The organism is Deinococcus aerolatus (assembly GCF_014647055.1).
Lineage (GTDB): Bacteria > Deinococcota > Deinococci > Deinococcales > Deinococcaceae > Deinococcus > Deinococcus aerolatus.
This window is the reverse complement of the sequence record NZ_BMOL01000005.1, coordinates 145142-171525: the sequence shown is the minus strand read 5'-3', so window position 1 is coordinate 171525 and position 26384 is coordinate 145142. Positions and strand designations below refer to the sequence as shown.

Annotated in this window: 24 protein-coding genes and 2 tRNA genes; 13 read left to right on the top strand and 13 right to left on the bottom strand. The window is 67.3% G+C overall.

Annotated elements, in window-relative coordinates; genetic code table 11:
• The first annotated feature begins 111 nt into the window (after positions 1–111).
• The 9 genes from IEY31_RS07590 (at position 112) to dprA (ending at position 9909) form a co-directional block, all read left to right on the top strand.
• Positions 112–1713: an aminotransferase class V-fold PLP-dependent enzyme gene (locus IEY31_RS07590; RefSeq protein ID WP_188970543.1), complete on the top strand. Its 1602-nt coding sequence runs from the start codon at positions 112–114 to the stop codon at positions 1711–1713.
• A 195-nt stretch (positions 1714–1908) separates the two neighbouring features.
• Positions 1909–3057, top strand: a complete 1149-nt coding sequence (locus tag IEY31_RS07585) for a thiamine pyrophosphate-dependent dehydrogenase E1 component subunit alpha (RefSeq protein ID WP_188970542.1) — start codon at positions 1909–1911, stop codon at positions 3055–3057.
• Positions 3054–4070 (top strand): alpha-ketoacid dehydrogenase subunit beta, encoded by a 1017-nt coding sequence (locus IEY31_RS07580; protein ID WP_188970541.1) that lies wholly within the window; start codon positions 3054–3056, stop codon positions 4068–4070. Before IEY31_RS07585 ends, IEY31_RS07580 begins: the two co-directional genes overlap by 4 nt.
• A gap of 30 nt (positions 4071–4100) precedes the next feature.
• Positions 4101–4346: a hypothetical protein gene (locus IEY31_RS07575; protein WP_229723400.1), complete on the top strand. Its 246-nt coding sequence runs from the start codon at positions 4101–4103 to the stop codon at positions 4344–4346.
• An 84-nt stretch (positions 4347–4430) separates the two neighbouring features.
• A complete protein-coding gene (locus IEY31_RS07570) occupies positions 4431–5999 on the top strand; it encodes a dihydrolipoamide acetyltransferase family protein (RefSeq protein ID WP_188970539.1) in 1569 nt (522 codons plus the stop codon).
• A 186-nt stretch (positions 6000–6185) separates the two neighbouring features.
• Positions 6186–6644, top strand: coding sequence for a hypothetical protein (locus tag IEY31_RS07565; RefSeq protein ID WP_188970537.1), 459 nt, complete (start codon positions 6186–6188; stop codon positions 6642–6644).
• A gap of 26 nt (positions 6645–6670) precedes the next feature.
• Entirely contained in the window at positions 6671–7330 is a 660-nt protein-coding gene (locus IEY31_RS07560) for a response regulator transcription factor (protein ID WP_188970535.1), read from the top strand.
• A gap of 2 nt (positions 7331–7332) precedes the next feature.
• The gene (locus tag IEY31_RS07555; protein WP_188970533.1) at positions 7333–8715 is read left to right on the top strand and encodes a sensor histidine kinase; all 1383 of its coding nucleotides are present in this window, start codon (positions 7333–7335) and stop codon (positions 8713–8715) included.
• 108 nt (positions 8716–8823) lie between these two features.
• Positions 8824–9909, top strand: a complete 1086-nt coding sequence (dprA, locus tag IEY31_RS07550; RefSeq protein ID WP_188970531.1) for a DNA-processing protein DprA — start codon at positions 8824–8826, stop codon at positions 9907–9909.
• A 6-nt stretch (positions 9910–9915) separates the two neighbouring features.
• Here dprA and IEY31_RS07545 read toward each other — a convergent pair whose 3' ends face one another.
• Positions 9916–10203, bottom strand: a complete 288-nt coding sequence (locus tag IEY31_RS07545; protein WP_188970529.1) for a hypothetical protein — start codon at positions 10201–10203, stop codon at positions 9916–9918.
• 32 nt (positions 10204–10235) lie between these two features.
• On the opposite strand from IEY31_RS07545, the gene IEY31_RS07540 reads away from it, so the two are divergent.
• Complete coding sequence (locus IEY31_RS07540; RefSeq protein ID WP_188970527.1) at positions 10236–11201, top strand: NAD-dependent epimerase/dehydratase family protein; 966 nt, start codon at positions 10236–10238, stop codon at positions 11199–11201.
• Between the two features lie 83 nt (positions 11202–11284).
• On the opposite strand, the gene IEY31_RS07535 is transcribed toward IEY31_RS07540, so the two are convergent.
• The 4 genes from IEY31_RS07535 to IEY31_RS07520 all read right to left on the bottom strand — a co-directional run bounded on the left by IEY31_RS07535 (position 11285) and on the right by IEY31_RS07520 (position 14612).
• Positions 11285–12304, bottom strand: a complete 1020-nt coding sequence (locus IEY31_RS07535) for a YpdA family putative bacillithiol disulfide reductase (RefSeq protein ID WP_188970525.1) — start codon at positions 12302–12304, stop codon at positions 11285–11287.
• A gap of 200 nt (positions 12305–12504) precedes the next feature.
• A complete protein-coding gene (locus IEY31_RS07530; protein WP_188970523.1) occupies positions 12505–12669 on the bottom strand; it encodes a hypothetical protein in 165 nt (54 codons plus the stop codon).
• A gap of 164 nt (positions 12670–12833) precedes the next feature.
• Entirely contained in the window at positions 12834–13310 is a 477-nt protein-coding gene (locus tag IEY31_RS07525; RefSeq protein ID WP_188970521.1) for a hypothetical protein, read from the bottom strand.
• A gap of 132 nt (positions 13311–13442) precedes the next feature.
• Positions 13443–14612, bottom strand: a complete 1170-nt coding sequence (locus tag IEY31_RS07520; protein WP_188970519.1) for a pyridoxal phosphate-dependent aminotransferase — start codon at positions 14610–14612, stop codon at positions 13443–13445.
• A gap of 144 nt (positions 14613–14756) precedes the next feature.
• Between IEY31_RS07520 and IEY31_RS07515 the strand changes: the two genes are divergently transcribed.
• Positions 14757–16130 carry an MFS transporter gene (locus IEY31_RS07515; RefSeq protein ID WP_229723399.1) on the top strand — a complete coding sequence of 458 codons (1374 nt, stop codon included), beginning with the start codon at positions 14757–14759 and terminating at the stop codon, positions 16128–16130.
• A 17-nt stretch (positions 16131–16147) separates the two neighbouring features.
• On the opposite strand, the gene argR is transcribed toward IEY31_RS07515, so the two are convergent.
• The 4 genes from argR to IEY31_RS07495 form a co-directional block, all read right to left on the bottom strand.
• Entirely contained in the window at positions 16148–16618 is a 471-nt protein-coding gene (argR, locus tag IEY31_RS07510; protein WP_188970517.1) for an arginine repressor, read from the bottom strand.
• Between the two features lie 49 nt (positions 16619–16667).
• Entirely contained in the window at positions 16668–17900 is a 1233-nt protein-coding gene (gene coaBC / locus IEY31_RS07505; protein WP_188970515.1) for a bifunctional phosphopantothenoylcysteine decarboxylase/phosphopantothenate--cysteine ligase CoaBC, read from the bottom strand.
• 90 nt (positions 17901–17990) lie between these two features.
• The gene (locus tag IEY31_RS18915; RefSeq protein ID WP_188970514.1) at positions 17991–18908 is read right to left on the bottom strand and encodes an AEC family transporter; all 918 of its coding nucleotides are present in this window, start codon (positions 18906–18908) and stop codon (positions 17991–17993) included.
• A gap of 122 nt (positions 18909–19030) precedes the next feature.
• A complete protein-coding gene (locus tag IEY31_RS07495; RefSeq protein WP_188970513.1) occupies positions 19031–19726 on the bottom strand; it encodes a Crp/Fnr family transcriptional regulator in 696 nt (231 codons plus the stop codon).
• A 275-nt stretch (positions 19727–20001) separates the two neighbouring features.
• On the opposite strand from IEY31_RS07495, the gene IEY31_RS07490 reads away from it, so the two are divergent.
• Positions 20002–21837 (top strand): acyl-CoA dehydrogenase C-terminal domain-containing protein, encoded by a 1836-nt coding sequence (locus IEY31_RS07490; protein WP_188970512.1) that lies wholly within the window; start codon positions 20002–20004, stop codon positions 21835–21837.
• A 153-nt stretch (positions 21838–21990) separates the two neighbouring features.
• Here IEY31_RS07490 and IEY31_RS07485 read toward each other — a convergent pair whose 3' ends face one another.
• From IEY31_RS07485 to IEY31_RS07470, 4 genes are all read right to left on the bottom strand, one after another.
• Positions 21991–22425 carry a response regulator gene (locus IEY31_RS07485; protein WP_188970511.1) on the bottom strand — a complete coding sequence of 145 codons (435 nt, stop codon included), beginning with the start codon at positions 22423–22425 and terminating at the stop codon, positions 21991–21993.
• A 579-nt stretch (positions 22426–23004) separates the two neighbouring features.
• On the bottom strand, positions 23005–24843 hold the full coding sequence (locus IEY31_RS07480; RefSeq protein ID WP_188970510.1) for a polysaccharide biosynthesis protein: 1839 nt from the start codon (positions 24841–24843) through the stop codon (positions 23005–23007).
• Between the two features lie 375 nt (positions 24844–25218).
• Positions 25219–25293, bottom strand: a tRNA-Val gene (locus IEY31_RS07475).
• An 18-nt stretch (positions 25294–25311) separates the two neighbouring features.
• A tRNA-Cys gene (locus IEY31_RS07470) sits at positions 25312–25385 on the bottom strand.
• Between the two features lie 397 nt (positions 25386–25782).
• Here IEY31_RS07470 and efp point away from each other — a divergent pair.
• Positions 25783–26340 carry an elongation factor P gene (gene efp, locus IEY31_RS07465; protein ID WP_188970509.1) on the top strand — a complete coding sequence of 186 codons (558 nt, stop codon included), beginning with the start codon at positions 25783–25785 and terminating at the stop codon, positions 26338–26340.
• Positions 26341–26384 lie beyond the last annotated feature (44 nt).

Sequence of the window (26384 nt, the reverse complement as noted above, 5' to 3'; positions counted from 1 at the left end):
GTGACCCGGATCGCGGGACAACCGCCGGAAAACCCCCGGTGCAGGCTGCGTGAGCGGACGGGTCTCACACCTTTATCTGGCCTTTAGATCAGGAAGCTCCTACAATCAGGCATGGACTTCACCACTCTCCGGGCCGATCTGATCGGAACTGACGCCGTGATTCGCACGCCTTTCGGAGAGCGGCGGGTGACCTACGCGGATTACGTGGCCTCCGGACGGGCGCTGCGCAGCGTGGAGGAGAGGGTCATGACGCTGGCCCTGCCCCTGTACGCCAACACCCACACCGAGGACAGCGCCACCGGAGCGCACAGCACCCACATGAGCCACCAGGCCGCCGACTACATCCGGGGGCAACTGGGCGGCGACGCGACATGCAAGCTGGTGTTCTGCGGTTCGGGCAGCACGGCGGCGGTGCGGCGCATTCAGGACATTCTGGGCCTGACCGTCTGCAGCGATTACCGCGCCACGGTGCTGGCCTCCATGCCGGAACACGAGCGCCCGGTGGTGTTCGTCGGCCCCTACGAACACCACAGCAACGAGGTCAGCTGGCGCGAGACGCTGGCCGAGGTGGTCGAACTGCCGCTGTGTGAGCGGGGCAACCTCGACCTCGACGCGCTGGTAGGGGCGCTCAAGTCACCGCAGTACGCCCGCCGCCCCAAGATCGGCTCGTTCAGCGCCGCCAGCAACGTGACCGGCCTGCTGACCGACACCCGCACGGTGGCGCGGATTCTGCACCAGCACGGGGCCTATGCCTTCTTCGACTTTGCCGCCAGCGGTCCCTACGTGAAGATCGACATGAAGCCGGGCAGGCCGGACGGCTACGACGCCGTGTTCCTCAGCCCCCATAAATTCGTGGGGGGGCCGGGAACACCGGGTCTGCTGTGTTTCCAGGAGCATCTGTATCATCTGAACGTCCCCAGCACGGCAGGGGGCGGCACGGTGCGCTACGTGAGCCGCACCCGACAGGTGTACATCGAGGACATCGAGGCCCGTGAGGACGCCGGCACCCCCGCGATTTTGGGCAAGGTCCGCACTGCACTGGCCTTCAAGGTCAAGGAGGAACTGGGCGTCGATGCCCTGACAGCGCGGGAGCACGAGCTGTTCGCGCGGGCGCTGGAGCGGCTGGGCCGCAATGAAAGGGTGAAGCTGCTGGGCAACCCCCACGCCCAGCGTCTGGCCTTTCTCTCTTTCCTGATTCGCACCGAGGGCGGCACCATGTTGCACCCGCGGCTGGTGGTCCGGCTGCTCAATGACCTGTTCGGCATTCAGGCCCGGGGCGGCTGCGCCTGTGCCGGTCCCTACGGACATGTGCTGCTGGACATCGACGACGAGCGCAGCGAGCGCTACATGCAGTGTGCGCTGTCCAACATCGACGGACTCAAGCCCGGCTGGACCCGCCTGAACCTGGCGCCCTGGGCCAGCGATGAGGAGGTGGAGTTCCTGCTGAGCGCCATCGAATTCGTGGCCGAGCACGGCGCGCGCTTCCTGCCCCTGTACGATTTTGACTGGATGAGCGGGGCGTGGACCCACGCGCAGGACGAGGCCCCGCTGGACCTGTTCGGGGAACAGCGCCCGCTGACGGCTGAGGAGAATGTGCCCTTCGCCGCCTATCTGACCGAGGCCCGGCGGATCCTGGAGACCCTGGCTCCCGCAGGGGAGGGGAGGGCTGTGCCCGATTACGTTCCTGGCGACCTGGTGTTTTTCGCCCACTGATCAGAGTTTTCAACCCTGAAGTACCACCCCTGGTCCAGCATCGTCCGGGGTGAATGGACAGAGCCGTCTCCTCTCTTGCCTATGTCCAGCGGCTAGAATGCCTAACGCCCGTTAGGTTAGACATCAGTTAGACATATTCCGCCGATGGCAGAGCAGGTTGGGCGCTCTGCCGCCCGTACAGGAGGCCCGCCTCAAATGACCACATCCCCTCCGGTTGAATCCCTTGCTACTGCGGGTATTCAGCCTTTCACTGCCGAACCGATCCGCTACGTGGGCGAGGACGGCCTGCCTGTTCAGCCCCTGCCAGCCGCCTACACCCCCGAACGCCTGCGTGAGCTGCACGCCGTGATGCTGCGGGCCCGCGAGTTCGACCGCAAGCTAATCACGCTGCTGCGGCAGGGGCGCACGACCTTCTACGCGCAGTCCAGCGGCATGGAGGCCACCCAGGTGGGGCTGGCGCACTCGGTGCGCCCCGGCCACGACTGGGTCTGGCCGTACTACCGCGATCACACGCTGGCGCTGGCGCTGGGCGTGCCGATGTTTGAGCTGATCAGCCAGTGCCTGGGCAGCAACTCCGATCCCAGCCGGGGCCGCCAGATGCCGCACCACTTCGCCGCCCGCAAGCAGAACTTCGTGTCGATCAGCAGCTCCATTGCCAACCAGGTGCCGCCCGCCACCGGCACTGCGATGGCGCAGAAGTACCTGGGCACCGACGAGATCACCGTCTGCACCTTTGGGGACGGGGCCACCAGCGAAGGCGACTGGCACGCCGGGATGAACATGGCCGGGGCGATGGCCGCGCCGTGCCTGTTCGTCTGCGAGAACAACCAGTGGGCCATCAGCACCAACCTGCGCGGCCAGACCGCCAGCGAGAACATCCATATCAAGGCCAAGGCCTACGGCATGCCCGGTTTCTACGTGGACGGCAACGACATCGTGGCGGTCATGGAGGTCTGCACGCACGCTGCCGGGTGGGTGCGTGCCGGCAACGGCCCCGCGCTGGTGGAGTGCCTGACCTACCGCGTCGGTTCGCACAGCAACGCCGACGCCGACGCCGAGAAGAACTACCGCACCCGCGAGGAAGTGCAGGAGTGGCTGGGCCGTGATCCGGTGGTGCGTGTCGAGAAACTGCTGGAGCATCTGGGCCATCCCATTGAGTCCGAGGAACGCGCGGCCATGATCGCCGCCGTTCACCGGGAGGTCGACGAGCAGGTTATCCGCGCCGAGGCCACCGGGCAGCCGGACTGGCGCATCATGTTCGAGGACGTCTATTCCGACATGCCCGCCCACCTGCGCGAGGAGGCCGCCATGATGCGTGCCGAGCAGGAAGGGGGCAGCCGATGATCGCCACCCAGGAGAGACAGGACATGCCCGCCGCCGAACCCCGCACCATCAACCTGATTACCGCCGTGACCGAGGCGCTGCACGAGGAGATGGAGCGCGATAGCCGCGTGGTGCTGTTCGGGCAGGACGTGGGCGCCCGCGGCGGCGTGTTCATGGCGACGGCAGGCCTGCAGGCCACCTTCGGCAAGGACCGCGTGTTCGACACCCCCCTCAGCGAGGCCAGCATCGTGGGCGCGGCGGTAGGCATGGCGGTGCGCGGGCTGCGGCCCGTGGCCGAGATCCAGTTCGCCGATTACATGGGGCCGGGCTTTGACCAGATCATCAGTCAGGCGGCCAAGATGCGCTACCGCAGCGGCGGGCAGTACACCGCGCCGCTGGTGATCCGCACGCCGTCTGGCGGCGGCGTCAAGGGCGGGCACCACCACAGCCAGAGTCCCGAGAGCTACTACACCCACACGCCGGGCCTGAAAGTGGTGATGCCCAGCACGCCCTACGACGCCAAGGGGCTGCTGAAGGCCGCCATTCGCGGAGAAGACCCGGTGATCTTCTTTGAGCCCAAGCGGCTGTACCGTGCCTCCAAGGGCGAGGTGCCGGGCCACGACTACATCGTCAGGATTGGCGAGGCCGTTATCCGCCGCGAGGGCACGGACCTGAGCCTGATCGGCTACGGCGGCGTGATGCCGGATCTGGAACGCGCCGCCGACGCGCTGGCCGCCGAGGGCGTCAGCGTGGAAGTCATTGATCTGCGCAGCCTTGTGCCCTGGGACAAGGAGCTGGTGGTGGCCAGCGTGCAGAAGACGGGCCGCGCCGTGCTGGTCAGCGAGGCGCCGCGCATCAGCAACTTCATGGGTGAGGTGGCCTACAGCATTCAGGCCGCCGCCTTCGACTCGCTGCTGGCCCCCGTCGGTCAGGTGGCGGGTTTTGACACGCCGTATCCCTACGTGCAGGACAAGGTCTACCTGCCCGGCCCCAACCGCATCACGGCGGCCTGCGTGCAGGCCCTGAACTATTAACGCCCCTGCCTCCCGCGTTAGGCTGCGCCCATGAAGCCCAAGCTGAACCCGGAGTTGCTGCGCCCGCTGCTGGGCACCCTTGGCCTGATGATCGGCTTCGGCGTGTACGCCGTGGCGGGCAAGCTGCCGCAGCCGTGGCAGAGCCTGAGCATCGGCGTGATGTTTGTTGCGCTGGGCCTCAGCGCCTACCGGTACGCGAAGGGCGAACGCTGGATTCAGGTGCTGGGCGGCGTGCTGATGCTGTACGGCGTCCTGCGGGCCTTCCTGAACGGGTAGGGGAGGGCAGGCGTCCCACCCCCTAGTCTCCCTCCCGAAATTTGTCCGCACCCCATAAGCCCCATCCCATCTCCGAGGTAATCCGTGAAAGAAATTCTGCTTCCTGAACTGGCCGAGAGTGTTGTCGAAGGCGAAATCCTGAAATGGCTGGTGGAGGAGGGCGACACCATTGCCCTGGAACAGCCGCTGTGCGAGGTCATGACTGACAAGGTAACGGTGGAACTGCCCAGCCCGGCGGCGGGCATCCTGAGCAAGCGCATGGCCCAGGAGGGCGACGTGGTGGCTGTTCACGCCGTCATCGCCCTGATTGATGAGGGCGGCGAGGCTGCCGCGTCAACGCAGCCCAGCGCCACCCAGGCCATTCAGGACAGCGGCGAGAATCCCACGACCGCCGACGCCCAGCTGCCTCCCCAGGCGCAGGAGGAACGCGAGCAGATTGCCCAGGAGGACCAGGGCGGCAGCATCGTGGAGGCGGGCCACATGAAGGGCGGGGCCGACGACGATTCCAGCAGCCTGTTCAAGGCCTTTGCCTCGGACGAGCAGGTGAAGGTGCAGGGGCTGGGCAGCCGCAGCGGCAGCGGTGCGCCGGGCAGCTCTACTGCCGGGACAGGCACGCTGAACCGCGAGCCTGCGCCGCCCGCCCCAGCCCGTGCCGATGGCCGCGTCCTCGCCGTTCCTGCCGCTCGCCAGCTGGCCCGCGAGATGGGCATCGATCTGGCGCAGGTGCAGGGCAGCGGCCCCAACGGGCGCATCCGCGTGCAGGACGTGACGGCGCATGGGCAGGGTGGGGCCGCGCAGGCCGCCGCGCCTCAGCCGCCGGCCCAGGCCCCTCAGACCCAGGCTCAGGCTGCCCCGACTCCGGCCAGCCCACCCCAGCCTGCCGCCAAGGGGGCAGGCGGCATGCCTGTCGCGCCCGTGCAGTACCGCACGCCCAAGGGCTACGAGCACCTGGAAGACCGCGTCCCGCTGCGGGGCATGCGCCGGGCCATCAGCAACCAGATGCAGGCCAGCCACCTGTACACCGTCCGCACGCTGACCGTGGACGAGGTGAACCTGACCAAGCTGGTGGAGTTCCGGGGCCGGGTCAAGGGTGAGGCGGCGGCGGCGGGCGTGAAGCTGTCGTACCTGCCGTTCATCTTCAAGGCAGTCACGGCGGCCCTCAAGAAGTACCCCAGCCTGAACACGTCCTTCGACGAGGCCAGCGGCGAGATCGTGCAGAAGCGCTACTACCACATGGGCATGGCGGTCGCCACCGACGCGGGCCTGACCGTGCCGGTGCTTAAGGACGTGAACCAGAAAAGCATCTTCGAGCTGGCGCGTGAGGTCGTTGATCTGGCGGGCCGCGCCTCGGCCGGCAAGCTGGCCCCGGACGAACTGGCGGGCAGCACCTTCTCGATCACCAACATCGGCTCGATCGGGGCGCTGTTCTCGTTCCCGATCATCAACGTTCCCGACGCCGCCATTCTGGGCATCCACAGCATCGTCAAGCGCCCCATCGTGGACGAGCATGACAACATCGTCGTGGCGCATATGATGTACCTGAGCCTGTCGTTCGATCACCGTCTGGTGGACGGCGCGGAGGCCGCCCGCTTCTGCAAGGAAGTGATCCGCCTGCTGGAAAACCCCGACCGGCTGATGCTGGAAGCGATGTGACTCTCCCGGCCCGCTGCCTCAATGGGCCTCACAGCATCCCAGGCTGATCTACAAGCTGATCTAAAGGTGCGCCCGTGATTCGTCAAGGGCGCATCAGCTTGAAAGAATAAAGTGAGGCGGCAGGAGGGCCCACCAGGCTTCTCCGTTCCCGCCCCCCCACCCAGGAGACTTCGTTACACTGCCATGATGACCCGCATTCTGTTTTTCCTGCTGTGCCTGACAGCCCTGGCCCCTGCGGCCGGGGCGCTGAAGGTGCAGGTCTGGGACCGCGAGTTGCAGACCAAGGTGGGAGACGGCGAGAGCAGCGGCAGCAAGCTGGTCATGCAGTTTGTCGGTGACTATGACGGCCCGGTGGTGGTGCTGTTTGCCCAGACCGACGAGGAAAAGGCGCGCGTGACCTTCCCCGGCCTGAAAAGCAGCTACAACGGCACCCTCAGCAAGGGCCAGCTGACGTTGCAGGTGCCGGCCAGCGCGGCCTCTGCCGCGGCGGACCGCAGCGCGAACACCACCCTGACCCTGGGTAAGTTTCTGCTGCCCTACAAACTCACCCTCAGTGCTCAGCCGGCCGGACAGTCGCTGAGCCTGCCGGGCCTGAGGAACGCCGAGACCCCGTTCAGAGACAACGCTGCCAAGGAAGGCAAGTAGCACCCGTTTGACCCCAAGGAGACCCCATGCTGGCGCAGATTCTGGTTGTAGAAGACGATCCACACCTCGGGCCGCTGCTCAAGGAGTACCTGTCCGGCGACTATCAGGTGCACCACTCTGCCACCCTGCGGGACGCGCAGTCGTGGCTGGGTATGCACAGCGCACAACTGATCCTGCTGGACCTGAACCTGCCCGATGGCGACGGCCTGGATCTGGTGCAGGCGCTGCGGCAGTACAGCAGCACCCCGGTGCTGGTGCTGTCGGCCCGCAGCGGCGTGCAGGAGCGTGTGGCCGGGCTGAATGCCGGGGCAGACGACTACCTGACCAAGCCGTTTGCCATGCCGGAACTCGACGCCCGTATCACCGCCCTGCTGCGCCGCACCGCTGCCGGCACCGGCGTGAACCTGGGCAACACCAGCCTCAGCACCTCCAGCCTGCTGCTGACGGTGAACGACAAGAGCATCAACCTGACCGAGCACGAGGCGCGCATCCTGGAACTGATGATGCGCACGCCCGAGCGGGTCTTCTCGCGGGCCGATATTGAGTCTCACCTGTACGGCTGGGAGACCCCCAACAGCAACAGCGTGGAGGTCCGGATCTCGCAGCTGCGCAAGAAGCTGGAGCAGTCCGACAGTGACCTGAAGATTCGCACCATCCGCAACGTCGGCTACGTGTTGCAAGCCTGAGCATGCCCCTGCCCCCGCGCCCTGCCCCGAACGTGCCCACCGCACCCTCGCGGCGGGGCGCCGTATTGATACCGGGAGCCGGATTGTCCTCGGCGCGGGTGGCGTGGCGCCACAGTCTGCGTTTCCGGCTGGCGGCCACCTACAGCCTGCTGGCGCTGGCGCTGATCATGCTGATCAGTCTGGGCGTGGTGTCGCTGCTGCTGTCGCGTATGGACCAGCAGTTCAACGCCCGCCTGAATGACCGCGCCGACACGCTGGCCGAGGCCTTTGCCAATCCCGGCGCGGGCCTGGGCAAGACGGCAGGCGGGGCCAACGCCTACACCATGCTGATTGACGGTGACGGCACGGTGGTGGCGGCCAGCCCGATTCTGCGGGTATTCGAGAAAACGCGCGATCCTTTCGGGAACCAGTCGCGGGTCAACATCGGGGACACCCCGGTGCGGGCGGTGCGGCGCGAGGCAGGGGCGTTCGGCACGCTGTGGGTGGGCCTGCCAGAGGATGATCTGGTCTCTGCCCGCCAGAGTGCCATCAGCGCCCTGCTGATCGCGCTGGTGTGCACGCCGCTGATTCTGCTGGTGGTGGGCTGGTGGGTGGGCCGCCGGGCGCTGGCAGGCCTGCAGGGCGCGGCGAACCTGGCCGATCAGATCGACCCCACGCGCAGCCTGGCCACGCTGCCGCTGCCGGCCCGCGAGGACGAGGTGCACCGCCTGCTCAGCGCCATCAACCGCCTGCTGGTCCGCATCGAGGCCGGGCAGGCCCGCGAGAAGCAGTTGCTGGGCCAGATCGTGCATGAGCTGGGGGCGCCGCTGACCGTCCTGAAGGCCAGCCTGCGCCGCGCCGAACAGCGCACCGACGATCCCGAGGTGCGCCGCGCCGCCCTGGTGGCCGACGAGCTGACCTTTACCACCCAGGACCTGATGCAGCTGGCACGCGGGCAGCTGGAGCTGAAGTTGGCGTGGCACTACATTCCGGCGCGGACCCTGCAGGAGCGGCTGGAACGGCTGGTGCCCGGCACCGACTTCATGGGCGACTGGACCGGCGGCATCCTGTGCGATCCCGACCGGTTGACCCAGGCCGTCCGCAACCTGCTGGCCAACGCCCGCCGCGCCGCCGGGCCGGAGGGGAGCGTCACGCTGACCCTGGCCGAGACGGCGGACCACATGACCTTCACGGTGCGCGACAGCGGTCCCGGCCTGCCGCCCGAACTGGGGGAGCGCATCTTCGAGCCGTTCGTCAGCGGCGCGGGCAGCAGCGGGCTGGGCCTGAGCGTGTCGCGCCAGATTGCAGTGATGCACGGCGGCGGCCTGAGCGGCGGCACCCACCCGCAGGGCGGGGCGGAGTTCGTGCTGACCATTCCCGGTGCGGCGCTGGGCGACGAGGACTGACCCGGAATGCGGCCGAAGTGTGAATGTCCACCCGACGGGGAAGGGCCGCCACCCGTCTGAAGCGGGGCCGGAAAGGAAGCTGAAAGTGTCACTGCCTATCCTGACAGGGTGACCCGTGCCGCGCCCATCGACGACATTTCCGAACTGCTGGCCCTGTTGACCCTGCGCCTGACGCCGAACCTGGGACCGCGCCGGATTGAGGCGTTGCGGCGGCATTTTGGCAGTGCGCAGGCTGCCCTGAGCGCGCCGCTCACCCGACTGCGCGACGTGCCGGGCCTGGACGCCCGAAGTGTTGCGGGCATGGGCCACGCCAAGGCGGCCGCCGGCGCGCAGGCCGAACTGGCCAGGGCCGGGCGTATGGGCGTGACCCTGCTGGGCCGGGGCCTGGACGGCTATCCGGCGGCCCTGGAGGCCCTGGGAGACCCGCCGCCGGTGCTGTGGGTGCGGGGCGAGTTGCCGGAGCTGGCGGTCGTGCCGTATGCGGTCGGCATCGTGGGCACGCGGGCGGCCAGCCCCCACGCCATCAGCCTGACGCGCCGCATTGCGGGCGATCTGGCACGGGCGGGCGTGGTGGTGGTCAGCGGTCTGGCGCGCGGCGTCGACACGGCGGCGCACGGGGCGGCGGTGGAGGCCGGGGGCCACAGCATCGGCGTGCTGGGCAGCGCCGTGAACGTGATCTACCCCCGCGAGAACAGCGCCCTGGCCGAACGGTTGACGTTGCTCAGCGAGTATCCGCTGGACACCGGCCCGGCCCAGCACCACTTTCCGACGCGCAACCGCCTGATCGCGGCCCTGTCCGCCGGGACGCTGGTGGTGGAGGGCGAACGCAAGTCCGGTTCGCTGATCACGGCCACCCACGCGCTGGAATGCGGACGCACGGTGTTCGCGGTGCCGGGCCGGGCCGGCGATCCCCGCGCCGCCGGCCCCCACGCCCTGATTCGCGACGGCGCGGTTCTGACCGAATCGGCCCAGGACGTGCTGGACGAGCTGGGCTGGGGTCAGGCGCCCGCCGCTCCCGTACCGGATCTGCCGCCCGAGCAGACCCGCGTGCTGGCTGCCCTGGGTGCCCCCGCCACCCTGGACGATCTTCAGGCTGGAACGGGCCTGCCGCTGCCAGACCTGCAGACCGCGCTGGTCATGCTGCAACTGATGGGTCTGGCCGAGGAGGTCGGGGGGCGCTGGGCGCGGCGCTAGGCCGCTTCAGGCATGTTGAGGCCCGAAATCTTTCTCCACGTCCACCCGCGGCGGCCCCTCCAACATGACGCCCTCGTGGGCCGGATCGGTCAGCTGGGGCAGGAGCTTTCTGAGGCCGACCCTCAGCCCACCGCCAGCACCCGACACGCCGTCTGACAGCGGATCGAGGCTAAGCGCCCAGCCTCCACCCTCCCAGCGTGTTTCGAGCGTCAGCCCCTCGCCCCGCTCCAGCGCCGCGAGCTGCAGATCATCGATACGGACGCGAACGCCCCGGTTGGTGAAGCGAACTTTCATGCGTCCTATTGTGCCCGCTCTATGGTGGGGGCATGAACATCCTGATTCTGGGCGGCACGCAGTTCGTGGGGCGGCACATCGTGGAGGCGTTTGTGGACTCGGGCCACGCGGTCACGGTGCTGACACGCGGGAAGTCGAAGGACGAGCTGCCTGCAATGGTTGAGCGCGTGCACGGCGACCGCGACGACGGCCCGGCGGGTCTGGCTGCCCTGGACGGCCGGGAGTGGGACGCCTGCGTGGACGTCAGCGGCTACACGCCCAGGCAGGTGCGCGCGAGTGCGGAGGGGTTGCAGGGCCGGGTGGGGCGCTACGTCTTTATCAGCACCGTCAGCGTCTACGCCGAGCCGGGCCGCCACCCGGTGCGCGAGGACGATCCGCTGTCCGCGCCCACCGCCGAGGACGTGACCGAGGTGTCGGGCGCAACCTATGGCCCCCTGAAAGTGGCCTGCGAGAACATCGTGCATGAAGTCTACGGCGGGCATTCCACGGTGCTGCGCCCGCAGATCGTGGCCGGCCCCTTCGATCACACCGCGCGTTACCCGTACTGGGGGGACCGCGCCGCGCGTGGTGGGGCCGTGCTGGCCCCCGGCGACGGCTCGGATTTTTTGCAGGTCATCGATGCCCGTGATCTGGCGCGCTTCACGGTTCGGGTGGTCGAGCACGGCATCGACGGCATCTTCAATCTGGCCGGGCCGAGACTGGGCTGGGCCGATTTCATGGTCCTGCTGGGCGTCACTGATCCGGTGTGGGTGGACGCACAGGCGCAGAAGGCCAGTGGGCTGAGCTCCCGCGAACTGCCTGTCTACGTGCCGGCGGGTGGCGAACAGGGCGGCCTGATGGATGTCGACCCGGCCAGGGCGCTGGCGGCGGGCCTGACCCTGACCGATCCGCTGGTCACGGCGCAGGACACGCGGGCCTGGAGCAGGGACGCGGGCCTCCAGTACGCGCTGACACCGCAGAGAGAGGCAGAGGTGCTGGGGGCACTGGGGCAGGGTTAGTCACCTCAGGTGATGGTTGCCGTTGCGGTGGCGCTGGACCGGGCCAGTGAGTTCCGGCCCAGCGCCACCGCGAAAAAGAGGCACTACTGAGGCTGCAACTCCGCGTGACCCGCCAGCTGGCGCTCGATCTCGGCCACCGCCAGATCGGCGTGGTGGCGTCCGTTCTCGATGAACACCTGGTTGGTCTTGCCCGCAAAGCCCGCGCTGCCCACCACGAACAGACCCGGCACGCTGCTCTGATAGTGCCCGTCCAGCACCAGACACTCGTCGGGCTGCTGGGCCAGATTCAGCCCCCCCAGGAACGACAGGTCCGGGCGGTACCCGGTCAGCGCGAAGGTGAAATGGGTGGGCAGCTCGAAGGTCTCGCCGTCCTGACCTTCCACCCGTACCGTGTCCTGGCCGATGTCCACCACGCGGGCGTTGAAGTGGGCGCTGATGCTGCCCTCCCTGATGCGGTTTTCCAGATCCGGACGGACCCAGTACTTGATGGTGCTTTTCAATTCCGGGGCCCGGACGACCATCGTGACGTTCGCGCCGCCCCGCCACAGGTCCAGCGCCGCGTCGGCGGCCGAATTGCCGGCGCCGATCACGGTCACGTTCAGGCCCATGAAGGGGTGGGCCTCGGTGTAGTAGTGGCTGACGTTGGGGCCGTCCTCGCCGGGAATGCCCAGGTGCAGCGGATTGTCGTAGTAGCCGGTGGCCACCACCACGCGCCGCGCCTCCAGCACGTCCGGCGTGCCGTCGCGCCGCTCGATGGCCACGGTGAAGCCCGCCGGGGCGGCGTGAACGGCCGTCACGGCGGTGTACTGCGCGACGTTCAGCGCCTCGCGCTGCGCCACCAGGCGGTAGTACATCAGCGCGTCGCGGCGGTCCGGCTTGTCGTGGCCCGTCACCATCGGGTGGTTGCCGATTTCCAGTTCGGGGGCGGTGGTGAAAAAGGACATGTAGGTGGGGTACTCGAAAATGGCGTTGACCACGCAGCCCTTTTCCAGCACCACGTAGCTCAGGCCCGCGCGCTTGCAGGCGATGGCGGCGGCCAGCCCCACCGGGCCAGCGCCGACGATGGCGACATCGAACAGATCAGAGGGAGGCGCAAGATTCATCCGGCCATTGTGTCAGCCCCGGCCCCCGTGAACCGTGAGATTTATAGACGGTGGGCGTGGGCAGGAGAGAAGCGAGGTGGCCCCGCTGATGGGTCAGGCCACCGCGCTGCGCCCCGGCGGCCACGGGAAATCTCTCAGGGCTGCGGACCGCGCCAGCACCTGAAAGACTTTCTTTCTGGGGCGTGCTGGCGGTGCCCCGCCTACTCCTTGCTCAGCTCCCGCCACAGCGTGCCGGTGAAGCCGAAAGAACGCATGGGGTTGCAGGCGGCGGCCGACGCACCCTGCAGGTTGCTGCGCACGGCGCGGATGTTGGTCTCGGCGGCCAGCACGATAAGGGGGCTTTCCTGGTACGCACGGTCGGCCACCTGCTTGTACAGTCGGCGCGGGAAAAAGAAACGCTTCTTGCTATGAATGGGGACGGCCCATCGAACGGCATGAGAGTTCGGCCGGAAGGGGGCGGAGGATGACGCCTGCACGGAAAAAGCCCCCAGCTGATGAACGGGCTGGGGGCGGGAGGCAGCAGCTGCGCTCAGGGCAGGCGGTAGTTCAGGCCGATGCGGGCGGTGCTGCCGAAGCCGATGTTGGTGGTGTTGGCCCCGCTGCCGACGCGGATGTAGGGACCGGCATTGCCCTCGACGAAGACGCTGAGCGGCGCGGAGATGTTGTAGTTCAGGCCCAGGGTGACGTGGGGGTACGCGCTCAGGCCCAGGTTGCTGCCCAGCCCCGCGCCCGCGCTGAGGCCCACGCCGTAGTACGGGGTGAAGCCGCCCAGCGGGCCAGTGCCGGCGAAATCGGCCAGGTAGTCCACCGAGGCGTTGACAGACAGCGCGTTGAAGTTGAAGTTCACTGCGTCGAGGTTCAGGCCGTAACGAATGGCCGAGTTGGTGGTCAGGTCGCTCTGGTAGTGCACGCTGAGGCCAGAGCCCACGGAACCGCCGATGTAATTTGCGGCGGAGGCGGTGGAAAAGGCGGTGAGCGCCAGCAGGGTCAGGGTGACTTTCTTCATGAAGCCACCATATCCAGAATCACCCTCGCGCTGAAAGGTCACGGGCTTCACATAAACAACCAGAGACCTTTACGGCTCACTAATCTTTGAGCCAAATATGCAGGTGACTTGCGGTGGTTGGGAGTGAGGAGGTTACGCCGTGGCCGCCGTGATTGCTGTGAGCCGCTCCAAGGCCTGCACGATCTCATCGCGCGATTTGCAGAACGCGACTCGCAGCAGGCCCTCGGGTGCCGGGTGCTGCGCGTAGAACGCCTCACCTGGAATCACGGCGACCCCGCGTTCCACCAGCGCCTCGGCCCGCCACTCGGGGTGAATGGCCGTCAGAAAATAGGTGCCCTGCGGCTGGAACACGGTGGCGCCCAGCCCTCTCAGGCCACCGGCCAGCAGATCCTGCCGGGCGCGGTACTCGGCCCGCAACCCCGCGTAGAAGCCCTCGGCGCGGGCCAGCGGCAGGGCCGCCGCCACCGCCGCCTGTAGGGGTGTGGGCGAGCAGAACGAGCCCTGCTGGCGCACCCCGGCGATGTTGGCCGCCACCCCGGCTGCGGCCCTGTGCGGGTCAGCGCTGGCCGGCGGGCACGCAATCCAGCCCACGCGCCAGCCGGTGGCCTCCAGCCGTTTGCCCGCGCTGCCCACCGTGAAGGTGCGCTCGGGGGCCAGTTCACGGAGAGGGACGGGTTTTTCGCCGAAATACAGCTCGTCGTACACCTCGTCGCTGATGATCCACAGGTCGTGCCGGCGGGCCAGCGCCACGATCTCTGTCAGTTCCTCACGGGAGAACACCGTTCCGGTCGGGTTGTACGGGCTGTTCAGCAGCAGCGCCCGCGTGCGCGGGGTCACGGCGGCCTTCAGCGCTTCCAGGTTCAGTGACCAGCCCCCGGCCTCACTGAGCGTCATGGGCACGGTGACGGGCGTGGCTCCGGCCAGCCGCGTCTGGGGAATGTACACGTCGAACACCGGCTCCAGCATCAGCACCTCGTCCCGGCTGCCATCATCACGGGGACCGTACAGCGACAGGGCCAGCACGTTCAGCGCCTCGGTAGCCCCACAGGTCACGATCACGTCACCTCCGTCTACCCCCAGGTCCGCGCCAATGGCGTCGCGCAGGGCAGGCAGGCCCGCAGGAGGGCTGTACTGGTCCAGCGTGCCCACCGCCCGCCGCGCCGCGTCCAGCAGGAAGGCCGGGGGGGCGTCGGCTGGAAAGCCCTGGCCCAGATTGACGGCCCTGTGGTGCGCGGCCAGACGGCTCATGCGGGCAAACACGCTCTCCTGAGAGGCGCGGGCGCGGGGCAGCAGTTGGGGCATGGTTCAGTCTGCGCCCCGGCGACGGGCGGCGGGGCCAGGTGGGTCAGACAGGGGAAGGTTGACGGTTCTGGCGACATGGGACGGCCTCCAGACCTGAGCGGCCCTGACCGCGTGGGTGCCCTGCACTATGCGAGGATGCGCCCCGTGAGTGGCGCCCTGACCCCCGGCTCAACCTCCCTGCCCGCCGTTCCCCGCACCTTGAGCCTGGGTCTGGTGCTGGTGGTGCTGATCGTGGCCTTCGAGTCGATGGCGGTCAGCACCGTGCTGCCGCGTGTGGCCGGGGAACTGCGCGGGCTGGCGCTGTACGGCTGGGCCTCCAGCGCCTTCTTGCTGTCCAGCCTGTTCGGGGCGGTGCTGGGCGGCGTGCTGGCCGACCGGCGCGGGCTGGCCTTTGGGGCCGTGCTGGCGCTGCTGCTGTTCGCCGCCGGCCTGCTGGTGGGCGCAGCGGCCCCCACCATGCTGGTGTTCGTGCTGGCCCGGCTGCTTCAGGGACTGGGGGCCGGCGGGCTGGCCACGCTGCCGTGGGCGGTGATCAGCACCCGCTACCCGCCGGCGGCCCGCGCCCGGATGCTGGCGGCCATCTCCAGCGCGTGGCTGCTGCCGGCCCTGATCGGCCCGCTGATCGCCAGCGTGATGGCGGACCAGTGGTCCTGGCGGGTGGTGTTCTGGGGGCTGGTGCCGCTGCTGGCCCTCAGCGCGCCGCTGTGCGTCCTGCCGCTGCGGGTGCGGGTGCGTCAGCCCAGCGGGGGCAAAGAGGCGAGAGGCGGCCGCCGCCTGCTGTGGTCCGCGCTGGGCCTGGCGGTTTCGGCGGGTGCCCTGGTGGAGGGCCTGCGCCGCGCCGACGCGCTGGGCCTGGGGCTGGGCGCGGCGGGGCTGCTGGGCGTGGCCCTCAGCACCCGCACGCTGTTCCCGGCGGGCATGTGGCGCTTCGGGGCCGGGCTGCCCAGCGCCCTGATGGTCCGGGGGCTGGCGGCCTTCGCTGTGATGGGGACGACCTCCTTTCTGCCGCTGGCCCTCAATGAACTGCGCGGTCTGACGCTGACCGGGGCAGGGCTGGTCCTGTCGCTGGGCGGCGTGACCTGGACCCTGGGGTCATGGATTCAGGCCCGCATCGAGGACGCGTACGGCGAGGCGTCCCGGCCCCTCCGCATCCGCGCTGGTCTGGCAGGGGTGGCCGCCGGTCTGGCCCTGTCCGCCCTGAGTGTGCTGGGCCTGCTGCCGCTGTGGGTGCTGTATCCGGGCTGGGTGCTGGCGTGTCTGGGCATGGGCATCGGGTACACCAGCACGTCGCTGTTCGCCATGTCCAGCACCCCGCCGGAGGGCGCGGGGCAACTGTCCGGGCAACTGGCGAACATCGAGTCGTTGATGGTGGCCCTGGCTGCCGGCATCGGCGGCGCACTGATCGCCCGCGTGCGCCCGCTGGACGGGGCCTTCACGCTAGCCTTTGGCGTCACGCTGCTGGGGGCGGTGCTGGCGCTGGCCATGGTGGGGCGGTTGAGGCGTCCACCCCAAGCCTGAAGCGGCGTGCGGTGCCGCTAGCCCAGCATCAGCGCGTGCAGCTCTTCCATCAGGGCCTCGCCCTCGTCGGTGGTGCGGGCCACCACGAAGATGGTGTCCTCGCCGGCAATGGTGCCCACGATGTCGTCGCGGCGCAACCGGTCCATCAGCAGCGCCACCCCGGAGGCGTGGCCCTCGGCGGTGCGGACCACCAGCACGTTCTCGCCGCGGTCCACGTCCTGCACGAAGTTCTGGAACAGCCGGGCCAGCTCGCCCTGCACGTCGCCGTGCCCGCCCGACTGCGACAGGGCGTAGCGGTGGCGGCCCTTGCCCACCGGCACGCGCACCAGCCGCAGCTCGTTGATGTCGCGGCTGACGGTGGCCTGCGTGACCAGCACGTCCTCGCGCCGCAGGAATTCCACCAGTTCCCCCTGCGTGGCGACGCTCTCGCGGGCGATGATGTCCTGAATGCGCTTCTGACGCTGGTCCTTGCTGAGCTTGCCTGGCACGCCGGACACTCTATGCAGTGGCGGTGAATAATGCAATTGGGGGCGGGGCTTAATCTGCCGTCCTCTGCGCCCTCACCCGCAGGGCCTCGTCCAGCAGCCGCCGCGCCACCTCGCGCTTGCTGGTGCGGGGCCAGTCCTCAAAGGTGCCGTCGGCGCGGACCAGGGTGACCTGGTTGTCGTCGCCGCCGAACGCGGTGCCGGCCTGCGTGGGGTAATTCAGCAGGATGAAATCGGCATTCTTGCGCGCGGCCTTGGCGGCGGCCCGCTCCACGCCCGCGTGCGTTTCCATCGCGAAGCCCACCAGCACCCGTCCACCCTTGTTTTGCCCCAGTTCGGCCAGGATGTCGGGGTTGGGGGTCAGGTGAACGCTCACATCACCCGCCACCTTGGCCTGTTTCTCGCCCTTCAGTTCGGCGGCGCGGTAGTCGGCCACGGCGGCGGTCATCACCACGATGTCGGCGGTCTGCGCGGCCCGGATCACGGCGTCGCGCAGCTCCAGCGCCGCCCCGATCCGCACCACCTCCAGGCCATGCGGCTCCGGCAGATTCACCGGCCCGGTGACCAGCGTGACCCGCGCCCCCCGGTCCCGCGCGTCCTCGGCCACCGCGAAGCCCATCTTGCCGCTGCTGGGGTTGCTGATGAAGCGCACCGGGTCCAGGTACTCGCGGGTGGGGCCTGCCGAGACCACCACGTGCAGGCCGTCCAGATCACGCGGGGCGGTGGGCTTCAGCAACTCCAGCACGGCGGCGGCAATCGTCTCCGGCTCGGCCATGCGCCCGATGCCCGCGCCCTCGCCGCGTGTGCCGAACGCGCCCACTGCCGGCCCCAGGAAGTGATGGCCCCATTCCCTCAGCCGCGCCACATTGGCCCCCACTGCGCGGTTGTTCCACATGGCGTTGTTCATGGCCGGCACCCACAGCACTGGCCCCTGAACGCTCAGCAGCGTCGCCAGTGCCAGATCGTTCGCGTGCCCGTGTGCGGCCCCGGCCAGCAGCTCGGCAGAGGCCCCCACGATTACCGCCGCATCGGCCCGTGCCAGCGCCAGGTGCAGCGCGTCGGGGCGGGGCGAGAACCACGCCGCGTCGGTGCCCACCGGGCCATCGGCGGCGGTGGACAGGCTCAGTTCAGTCACAAAGGCCAGCGCGGCGCGGGTGGCGATCACGTTGACCTGCACGCCGCCCTCGCGCAGCCGCCGTAGCACGGACGGCGCTTTCACGGCGGCCATGCTGCCGCCCACGATCACCAGCGCCGTCTTATGGGGTCCTGCCGCTGCATCTGCCATCACCCCAGGAGTCTAGCGGGCGGGTGGTTGCCACAGGGTCAATCGCTGCCATCTCGGTTGTGCTTGACCCCAGCCTCTTACCCCAGCCCCTTATCTCAGCGCTGGCAGCAGCGCCACCACCGCCGCCAGCGTCAGTACCGACCCCAGCGTTGTCACCAGCACCACACCGGCCACGGTCTCAGAGTCGCCGCCGTACTCCTGCGCGATCAACAGGGCGTTGACGGCAGTGGGCATGCTCGCCGAGAGAATCAGCACCGCCAGCGATTCGCCGCGCAGCCCCACCAGAAAGCCGACGCCCAGCGCGATCAGCGGCCCGCCGATCAGCCGCGCGGCCCCCGCCAGCCACACACGGCGGTGCAGCGGCGGCCAGCCGCCCGCGCCCAGTTGCAGGCCCAGCGACAGCAGCACCAGCGGCAGGGTGGCCTCGGCCAGCAGGGAGACTCCGCGCGTGACCCCCTGCGGCAACGGCACGTTCAGCACCCGCAGGCCGACGGCAACCAGCGCCACCCACAGCGTGGGCAGCCGGAACACCGAACGCAGAATGTCGGCCACGCCGTACCGCTGCCCCGATCTGGAGGCCGAGCCGTAGATGGCCGGGCCGACGATGTACATGGCGACGATGGAGACCAGGAAGACCACCGTGGCCCGGTCAAACCCGCTGTCCCCGAACACGAACAGCGCAATCGGCAGCCCCATGTTGCCGCTGTTCCAGATGCCCGAGGAAGCGCTCAGGCTGCGGCGCTCGGCAGCCGGGCGACCCAGGCCCGTCAGCCAGCCCAGCGCCAGTGACAGCCCCATCACCAGCACAAAGGCCAGCCCCAGTTGCCCGGCCTCGGCGGCCCGCACGGGCGTGCGCAGAATCACGTCCAGCACCAGCGCCGGAATCAGCAGGTACATGGTGAGGCGCGAGACGGTGACCTGATCGATGCGCATCCGTGAGGCCAGCAGCGCCCCCAGCCCGGCCACGATCATCACGGGCAGCAGCACGTTGCTCAGGGCCTGGAACATTCGGCCCGCATCCTGTCACAGATGGGGTGCGGGAAGGCCGCCCGCTCTGGGCTGCAGACATGAACAGGCCCTCTTCACCGGGAAGAGGGCCTGGGGGGGAGGGCTTCTTCCCGGCTGCCCGGTTAGTTGCCCTGCTCGATGTACGCCTTGAGCGCGTCCATCCGGACGATGATCGGCGTGCGGGCGCGCACGATGGCCCCGTCCTGCTTGAGCTTGCCCAGCGAGTGACTGACCGTCTCGCGGGTGGCCCCCACCATGCGGGCCAGGTCTTCCTGATTCAGTTTCAGGTTCAGCTCGACGCCTTGGCTGTGGGGCCGCCCGAACTCGCGGGCCAGGCGGTACAGCAGGCTGGCCACGCGCTCGGGGGCGCTGTAGGCACTCACGGTGGCACTCCACGACTGCGCCTCGAACAGCCGGGCGGCCATCAGGCGGATCAGCTTCATGGCCAGATCGGGTTTGCTGTTCAGCAGGGACTGCAGTTCGCTGCGCGGCAGCACGATCAGCGTGGTGCGCTCCAACGCCTCAGCCTGGGTGGGGCGGCGTTCCTCGGGCTGCAGCAGCAGTTCGCCGAAGGTGTCGTGCTGCCCGATCACCCCCAGAATCGCCTCCTTGCCGTTGGGAAACAGCTTGCTGATCTTGACCAGCCCGCTTTTCACGAAATACAGCGCGTCGGCGGGATCGTCCATGCGGTAGACCACCTCGCCCGGCCCGTACGAGCGGTACGGGGTCGTGGCTGCCACCTTTTCCAGCTCGGCAAGCTCAAGGTCGGCAAACAGCTCGGTGCGTTTGAGGTGCCAGACCAGGCTCGGATAATTCATGATCTCCAGCAGGATACTCGAACCGGGCTGTCCGGGGGGCAGATGTACCTTCGTGCCCCTGCGGCCCGGCGCGGTCCGGTTGCCGCACGCAGCCGCGTAATGGATGCCTGGAGCCACGCCTTCACCTGCCCGGACACCTCTTCTGCAGCATCCATGCGGGGCAAAAGGGGATGGGCCTACGTGACTTTCGCCCTCAGAAGTTTTATACTCAGTCTAAACAACAGTGCCGGGTATCGTGCCAAGAGGGCATGGGTCCTGCACCACAAGGAGACTGCATGCCCACCTACAAAGCACCGCTGCGCGATATCAAGTTCCTGATCAACGAACTGCTGGACGCCCCCGCCGAACTGGCGAAGATGCCCTACTACGCCGAGAACGAGACCGCCGACGCCGCCCTGATGGAACAGGTGCTGGATGAGGCTGCGCGCTTCGTGGAAGGCGAACTGGTGCCGCTGAACGCGGTTGGCGATCAGCAGGGCTGTGTCCGGCACGATGACGGTGAGGTGACCACCCCAGAGGGCTTCAAGGCCGCCTACGACAAATACCGCAAGGCCGGCTGGACCGCGCTGGACGCCGATCCCAACTACGGCGGCCAGGGCATGCCCCATCTGGTGTCCAACGTGCTGGTGGAACTGCTGAACAGCGCCAACGTGGCCTGGAGCATGTACCCCGGCCTGAGCCACGGCGCCTACAGCGCCCTGCACGCGGTGGGCAGCGACGAGCTCAAGGACCTGTACCTGCCCAAGATCGTCTCGGGCGAGTGGACCGGAACCATGTGTCTGACCGAGCCGCACGCCGGAACGGACCTGGGCATCATCCGCACCAAGGCCAAGGACAACGGCGACGGCACCTACGCGGTCAGCGGCACCAAGATCTTTATCAGCGCCGGCGAGCACGACATGGCCGAGAACATCGTGCATCTGGTGCTGGCCCGTCTGGAAGGCAGTCCGGAAGGCACCAAGGGCATCTCTCTGTTCCTGGTGCCCAAGTACCTGCCCACCGCTGACGGCAAGGTCGGCGAGCGCAACGGCGTGGTCTGCGGCAGCCTGGAGCACAAGATGGGCATCAACGGCAATGCCACCGCCCTGCTGAACTTCGACGGCGCCACCGGCTTCCTGGTCGGCGAGATCAACAAGGGCATGAACCACATGTTCATCATGATGAACGCGGCCCGGCTGGGCACCGGCCTGCAGGGCCTGGGACTGGGCGAGGTGGCCTACCAGAACGCGCTGGCCTACGCCAAGGACCGCCTGCAGATGCGTCACACCCCGCGCGTCAACCCGGCCGAGAGTGCGGACCCCATCATCGTGCACCCCGACGTGCGGCGCATGCTGCTGACCGGCAAGGCCTACACCGAGGCGGGGCGCGCGATGGCAATGTGGCTGGCCCTGAGCATCGACACCGAGCACCACCATCCCGACGAGGCCGCGCGCAAGGAGGCCGGCGATCTGGTGGCCCTGCTGACACCCATCGCCAAGGCGTTCATGACCGACAACGGTTTCCACATCGCCGTGCAGAGCCAGCAGATTTTCGGCGGCCACGGGTACATCCGCGAGTGGGGCATGGAGCAGTTCGTGCGCGACGCCCGCATCGGCCAGATCTACGAGGGCACCAACGGCATTCAGGCGCTGGACCTGCTGGGCCGCAAGGTCCTGATGGACGGCGGCAAGAAGCTGCAGAAGCTGGCCGGTATGTTGCAGGAATTCGTGGACGCCAACGAGGAAGACGAGCACATCGGCGAGTACGTCACGGCGCTGGGCAAGGCGTCACAGCAGCTGGGCAGCATCACCATGGTCGTGGGCCAGAAGGCCATGAGCGGGCCGGAAGGGGCCGACGAGGTCAACGCCGCCGCCGTGGATTACCTGCGCTTCTTCGGCCACGTGGTGTACGGCTACCTGTGGGCGCGTATGGCCAAGATTGCCCAGGAGAAGATTGACGCCGGACAGGACAAAGACGGCTTCTACCTGGGCAAGGTCCAGACCGCGAAGTTCTACTTCACCAAGCTGTTCCCCGAGATCAAGGCGCTGGCCGCCACCATCAAGGCCGGTAACGAGCCGCTGGCCGTGGATGACCGCCTGTTCGGTCTGGAACGAGCACTCATCACAGCCTGAATGATTCAGGGTTGACCGGGCGGCGCCCACCCCTGCGGGGGTGGGCGCCGCTTCGTGGAGCGCGTTGCATCCAGGCAGTACATTCGGGCTGAGGACTTTCTCCGTGTATCAGGCGACGGGGCGAGGTCGCAGCCCGCGGGCCGCCCTGAATCCTCAGCGCTGCTGGCCCTGGCGCCCGTGGTTGACAGTACGACTGGCCTGCCAGTAGTGCAGAAACTTCTCCAGCTGTTCCAGAAATCCGGCGAAACTGGAGGACTTGACCAGATAGGAGCTGGCGTGCAGGGTGTAGGCCTCGCTCACGTCCTGCTGAGCGCTGGAGGTCGACAGGATCACCACTGGAATATGGACCAAGTGCGCGGCGCTCTTCATCTCGCGCAGCAACTCGAAGCCACTCATGCCGGGCATGTTGAGGTCGAGCAACACCACGTCAGGCTGAAAGTGGGGGGCCTGCAATAGTTCCAGCGCTTCTCGGCCGCTGCCCGCACAGGTCAGCAGGCACTCAGGACACAGGTGTTCAAAGGCCTCCCGCGCCAGGAGCTGATCTTGCAGGCTGTCGTCTACCAGAAGGTAGTGAAAGGGAAGGGCCATTCCACAGATCATAGAGCCTTCAGGTCATACAGCACGCACAGTGTGATGCTGCTGTAGCCTCGAATCACGTTGGGACGGTGACTTCCGGAAAATTCGGTTGTTTCCTAATGCAGAAGGTACAGATGGGAATGATGTCCATCTACGGTTCAGGGGAAGCCCAGGGAGGCCTGGACAGGTCAGCCTGCGTGAGGTCCTTCCAGAGCCGGGCGCGGCGCATGGGCCACAGGGCTGGACATGTCCTGATTCGGCAGCTGGGCCACCAGACTGTGCCGGGCTGGTGGCAGGGGTGTCAGCAACAACAGAATGGCGGCAACGCCAAACAGGACCGTGACAAGGAGAAGCAGGCTGAACATGCAGAGAGTATTCCAGCACAACCCGCACACGCCAATTACGAACTGCTTCATGAGGGTTGAATGGGGCGCCGGGCGACATCGCCAGCCCAAGTCGGCGGGGCTGAGTCCATCCACCAGAACAGGCTCCCAGGACCACCGACAGAGGGCAGTCGAAGGACCGCCTGTGAACAGGAAATCCGCTCCATGAGCGGACCTGTGCCGTACGGCTGTCGTCGCCTGCGGCTGGTTAGACGTGGATCTGGCTCTCGTGAATGGCCGCGTGCAGCAGGGCACGGATGGAGGGCCCATTGTCCTGGCCCGCAGCTGCGGTGAGCTCCGCGAGCAGGCAGGCAAGCTCGCCCGGCTGCACCTGCTGCAACTGTGCCGAGAAGATCTCGGTGTGCCGGGTGGGAATCACGTCCTCGCCGCTGGTCAGCAGTTCCTCGTACAGCTTCTCGCCGGGGCGCGTGCCGCTGTACACGATCTCGATGTCCTGTGCCCCTGACAGACGGATGACGTCGCGGGCCAGATCGGCGATCTTGACCGGCTCGCCCATGTCCAGCAGGTACACGCTGCCGTTATTGGCCAGTCCACCTGCCTGCAACACCAGGCGGCTGGCCTCCGGAATGGTCATGAAGTAGCGGGTCATGTCGGGATGGGTGATGGTGACGGGACCACCCAGCCGGATCTGCTGCAAGAAGGTGGGTACCACGCTGCCCCGGCTGCCCAGCACGTTGCCGAAGCGCACCGAGACGAAGGCCTGTCCCGGCGCGGCCCGCGTCGCAGCGTCGGCGATCACCATCTCGGCCACGCGCTTGCTTGCTCCCATGACCGACGTCGGATTGACCGCTTTATCGGTTGACACGTTGACCAGGCGGGTGACCCCGTACTTGAGGCACAGCTCCGCCACGTTGCGGGTACCTAGCACGTTGTTGTGGATGGCCTCGCTCGGCGCGGCTTCCATCAATGGGACGTGTTTGTGGGCGGCAGCGTGAAACACCACGCCTGGGCGGTACGTCTCGAAGATGAACTCCAGCCGGGTGGGATGACGGACGTCGGCGATCAGGGCGTTAATCTGGACCTCCGGCCACTCGCGACGCATCTCCTGCTCAATAGCGAAGATGCTGTTCTCGCCGCGCCCCACCAGCACCAGTCGGGCCGGACCAAAGCGGGCCAGTTGCCGCACCAGTTCCGAGCCGATGGACCCGCCCGCACCCGTGACCAGGACGGTCTGCCCACTCAGGTAGCCCGAGATGTTGCCCTGATCCACCTCCACCGGATCACGCCGCAGCAGATCCTCCACGCTGACATTGCGAATCTGCTCGGTGGTGACCTGTCCACCCATCAGTTCGTACAGACCGGGAATCGTGCGGGCCTGCAGGCCCGCCTGACGCGCCGCGTTGACGTATTCGCGGATGATCTGGCCGCCCGCTGAGGGCATGGCGATCACCAGCAGCGTGGCCCCGGTGTCGTGCGCCGCCTGGGCCAGGTGGGACAGTGAACCCAGCACCGGCAGCCCCACCAGCACCCGGCCCGTTTTGACCGACGAATCGTCGATGAAACCCACCGGCAGCATGCCCTTGTCCGGCGAACGCAGCAGTTCGGCGGCCATCAGCCGCCCAGCATCGCCGGCCCCGGCGATCAGGACCCGTTCCGGGGTTTGTGTGGACTGCCTGTGGGCGCGGCTGCGGCTGCGGCGACGTCCCAGGTGCCAGCGCGTCAGCAGCCGCAGGCCCGAGAGCAGAGCCAGGGCCAGCACGCCCTCGATTAGGGGAATGGACCACGGCACAAAGAGCTGTGATCGCAGCACCGGCGTCAGCAGCAGCAGGGCCAGGGTGACCACGCCGGTCATGCGGGCCAGTTGACTCAGGTCCTCGAAGGTGACGTAGCGCCAGATGTGCCGTGAGACCTTGAAATAATGCAAGGCCAGCCACTTGATCGGTATTCCGATCAGCGTGTAGATCAGGACCGAGCGGGCCGTGTCGCCCAGTACAACGTCAAGCCGTAAGACGTAGGCCAATGCCGCAGCGGCTGTAAAGACCAGCAGATCAAGTAGAAACTTGCCGTGGACAGTGTTGATCGTCATAGTTTGTTTATCGCCTCTACATCAATCTGCCGTTCACTGGCGTCGGGATAGATGAAGTCGCGTGTCATTTTACTCATACACTACTCCCGAACCCACTGCCCTCACAATTCAAGCCTAAGGCGAGAACATATCGTGTCCTAATCTAGCAGAAGAATAGAAGCTCTTTTAACTCAAAGTTTGCATCAGGCCAAGGGTGCGGTGCTGAAGTCAGCTCTCATGTCATGACATTGAAGGCACCGAATAGTCCGGGAGAAGCCCCTTTCCATGCCCTGTAGATGGAGGCCTGCGGTGGGTGCCGTTGCCATGTCGCTCATCCACTCTGAAGTCCGCTGTTCAGATAAAAGAAAACCCCCCGCCTGAGCGGGGGTTCTTGCGTGGTAGACCCGAGCAGATTTGAACTGCTGACCCCTACAGTGTCAATGTAGTGCTCTACCCCTGAGCTACGGATCTGAAACGAGGGTTGGAGTTTGGAGGCGCTGACCGGACTCGAACCGGTGGTGGAGGTTTTGCAAACCTCTGCCTTACCACTTGGCTACAGCGCCGAACTGTGGGCGGCCACCTAGCAGGGCTTTCCTCTCCAGCGCAAAGAATACTAGCACGCCCTTGTTGGACTGTAAACCAGGGTGCGGCTTTCGCCTGTTGCCGCGCGCGTTCCTTCCTCTTTCGCCCCCGGATAAACGGTGCGGCGGCGCTGAGACGGCAGGGCAGGGTCCGTCCTGTAAGGGCGGGTCCAGGCGTGTGACAGGTGAGGAACGTCGCTACGGCGCACGTTCCGGGTTCGCCACACGCTCCATGCCGCCGTTCTGCTAAACTCTTGGGCGGCACCGAGCGGCTCCCACCTGGTGATCTGCCTTCAAGGCAGGGCGAAGTTGAGGCAGCCCCGGTTGGCACAGCGTCTGGCGCGGCCCTCACTGACCGTCAGACCTTCAAGGAGCAAACATGATCAGCGTTACCGAACTGAGAAACGGCACCAAGGTGGAAATGGACGGCGGACTCTGGGAGTGCCTGGATTACTCTCACCTCAAGATGGGCCGCGGCGGTGCGAAGGTGGTGACCAAGTTCCGCAACATGGAATCCGGCAGCATTGTGGACCGGACCTTTAACAGCACTGAAAAACTGCAGGACATCTACGTGGAAGGCAAGACCATGCAGTACCTGTACAAGGACGGCAACGACTACATGTTTATGGACATGGAGACCTTTGAGCAGGTCACGCTGCCCCCCAGCCTGGTGGGCGATTCCTCCAAGTTCATGAAGGAGAACACCGAGGTTGAGGTGGCCATGTACGGCGACAAGGCCCTGAGTATTACCCTGCCCAACCAGGTCATCCTGAAGATCGTGGAAACCGATCCCGGTCTGCGCGGCGACACCGCCTCCGGCGGCACCAAGCCCGCCAAGCTGGAAACCGGCGCCACCGTTCAGGTGCCGCTGTTTGTCGAGCAGGACATTGACATCAAGGTGGACACCCGCACCGGTCAGTACCTCAGCCGCGCCTAGAGCGTGATACTGGGCCGCCCCTGCCTGCGGGTGGGGGCGGCTTT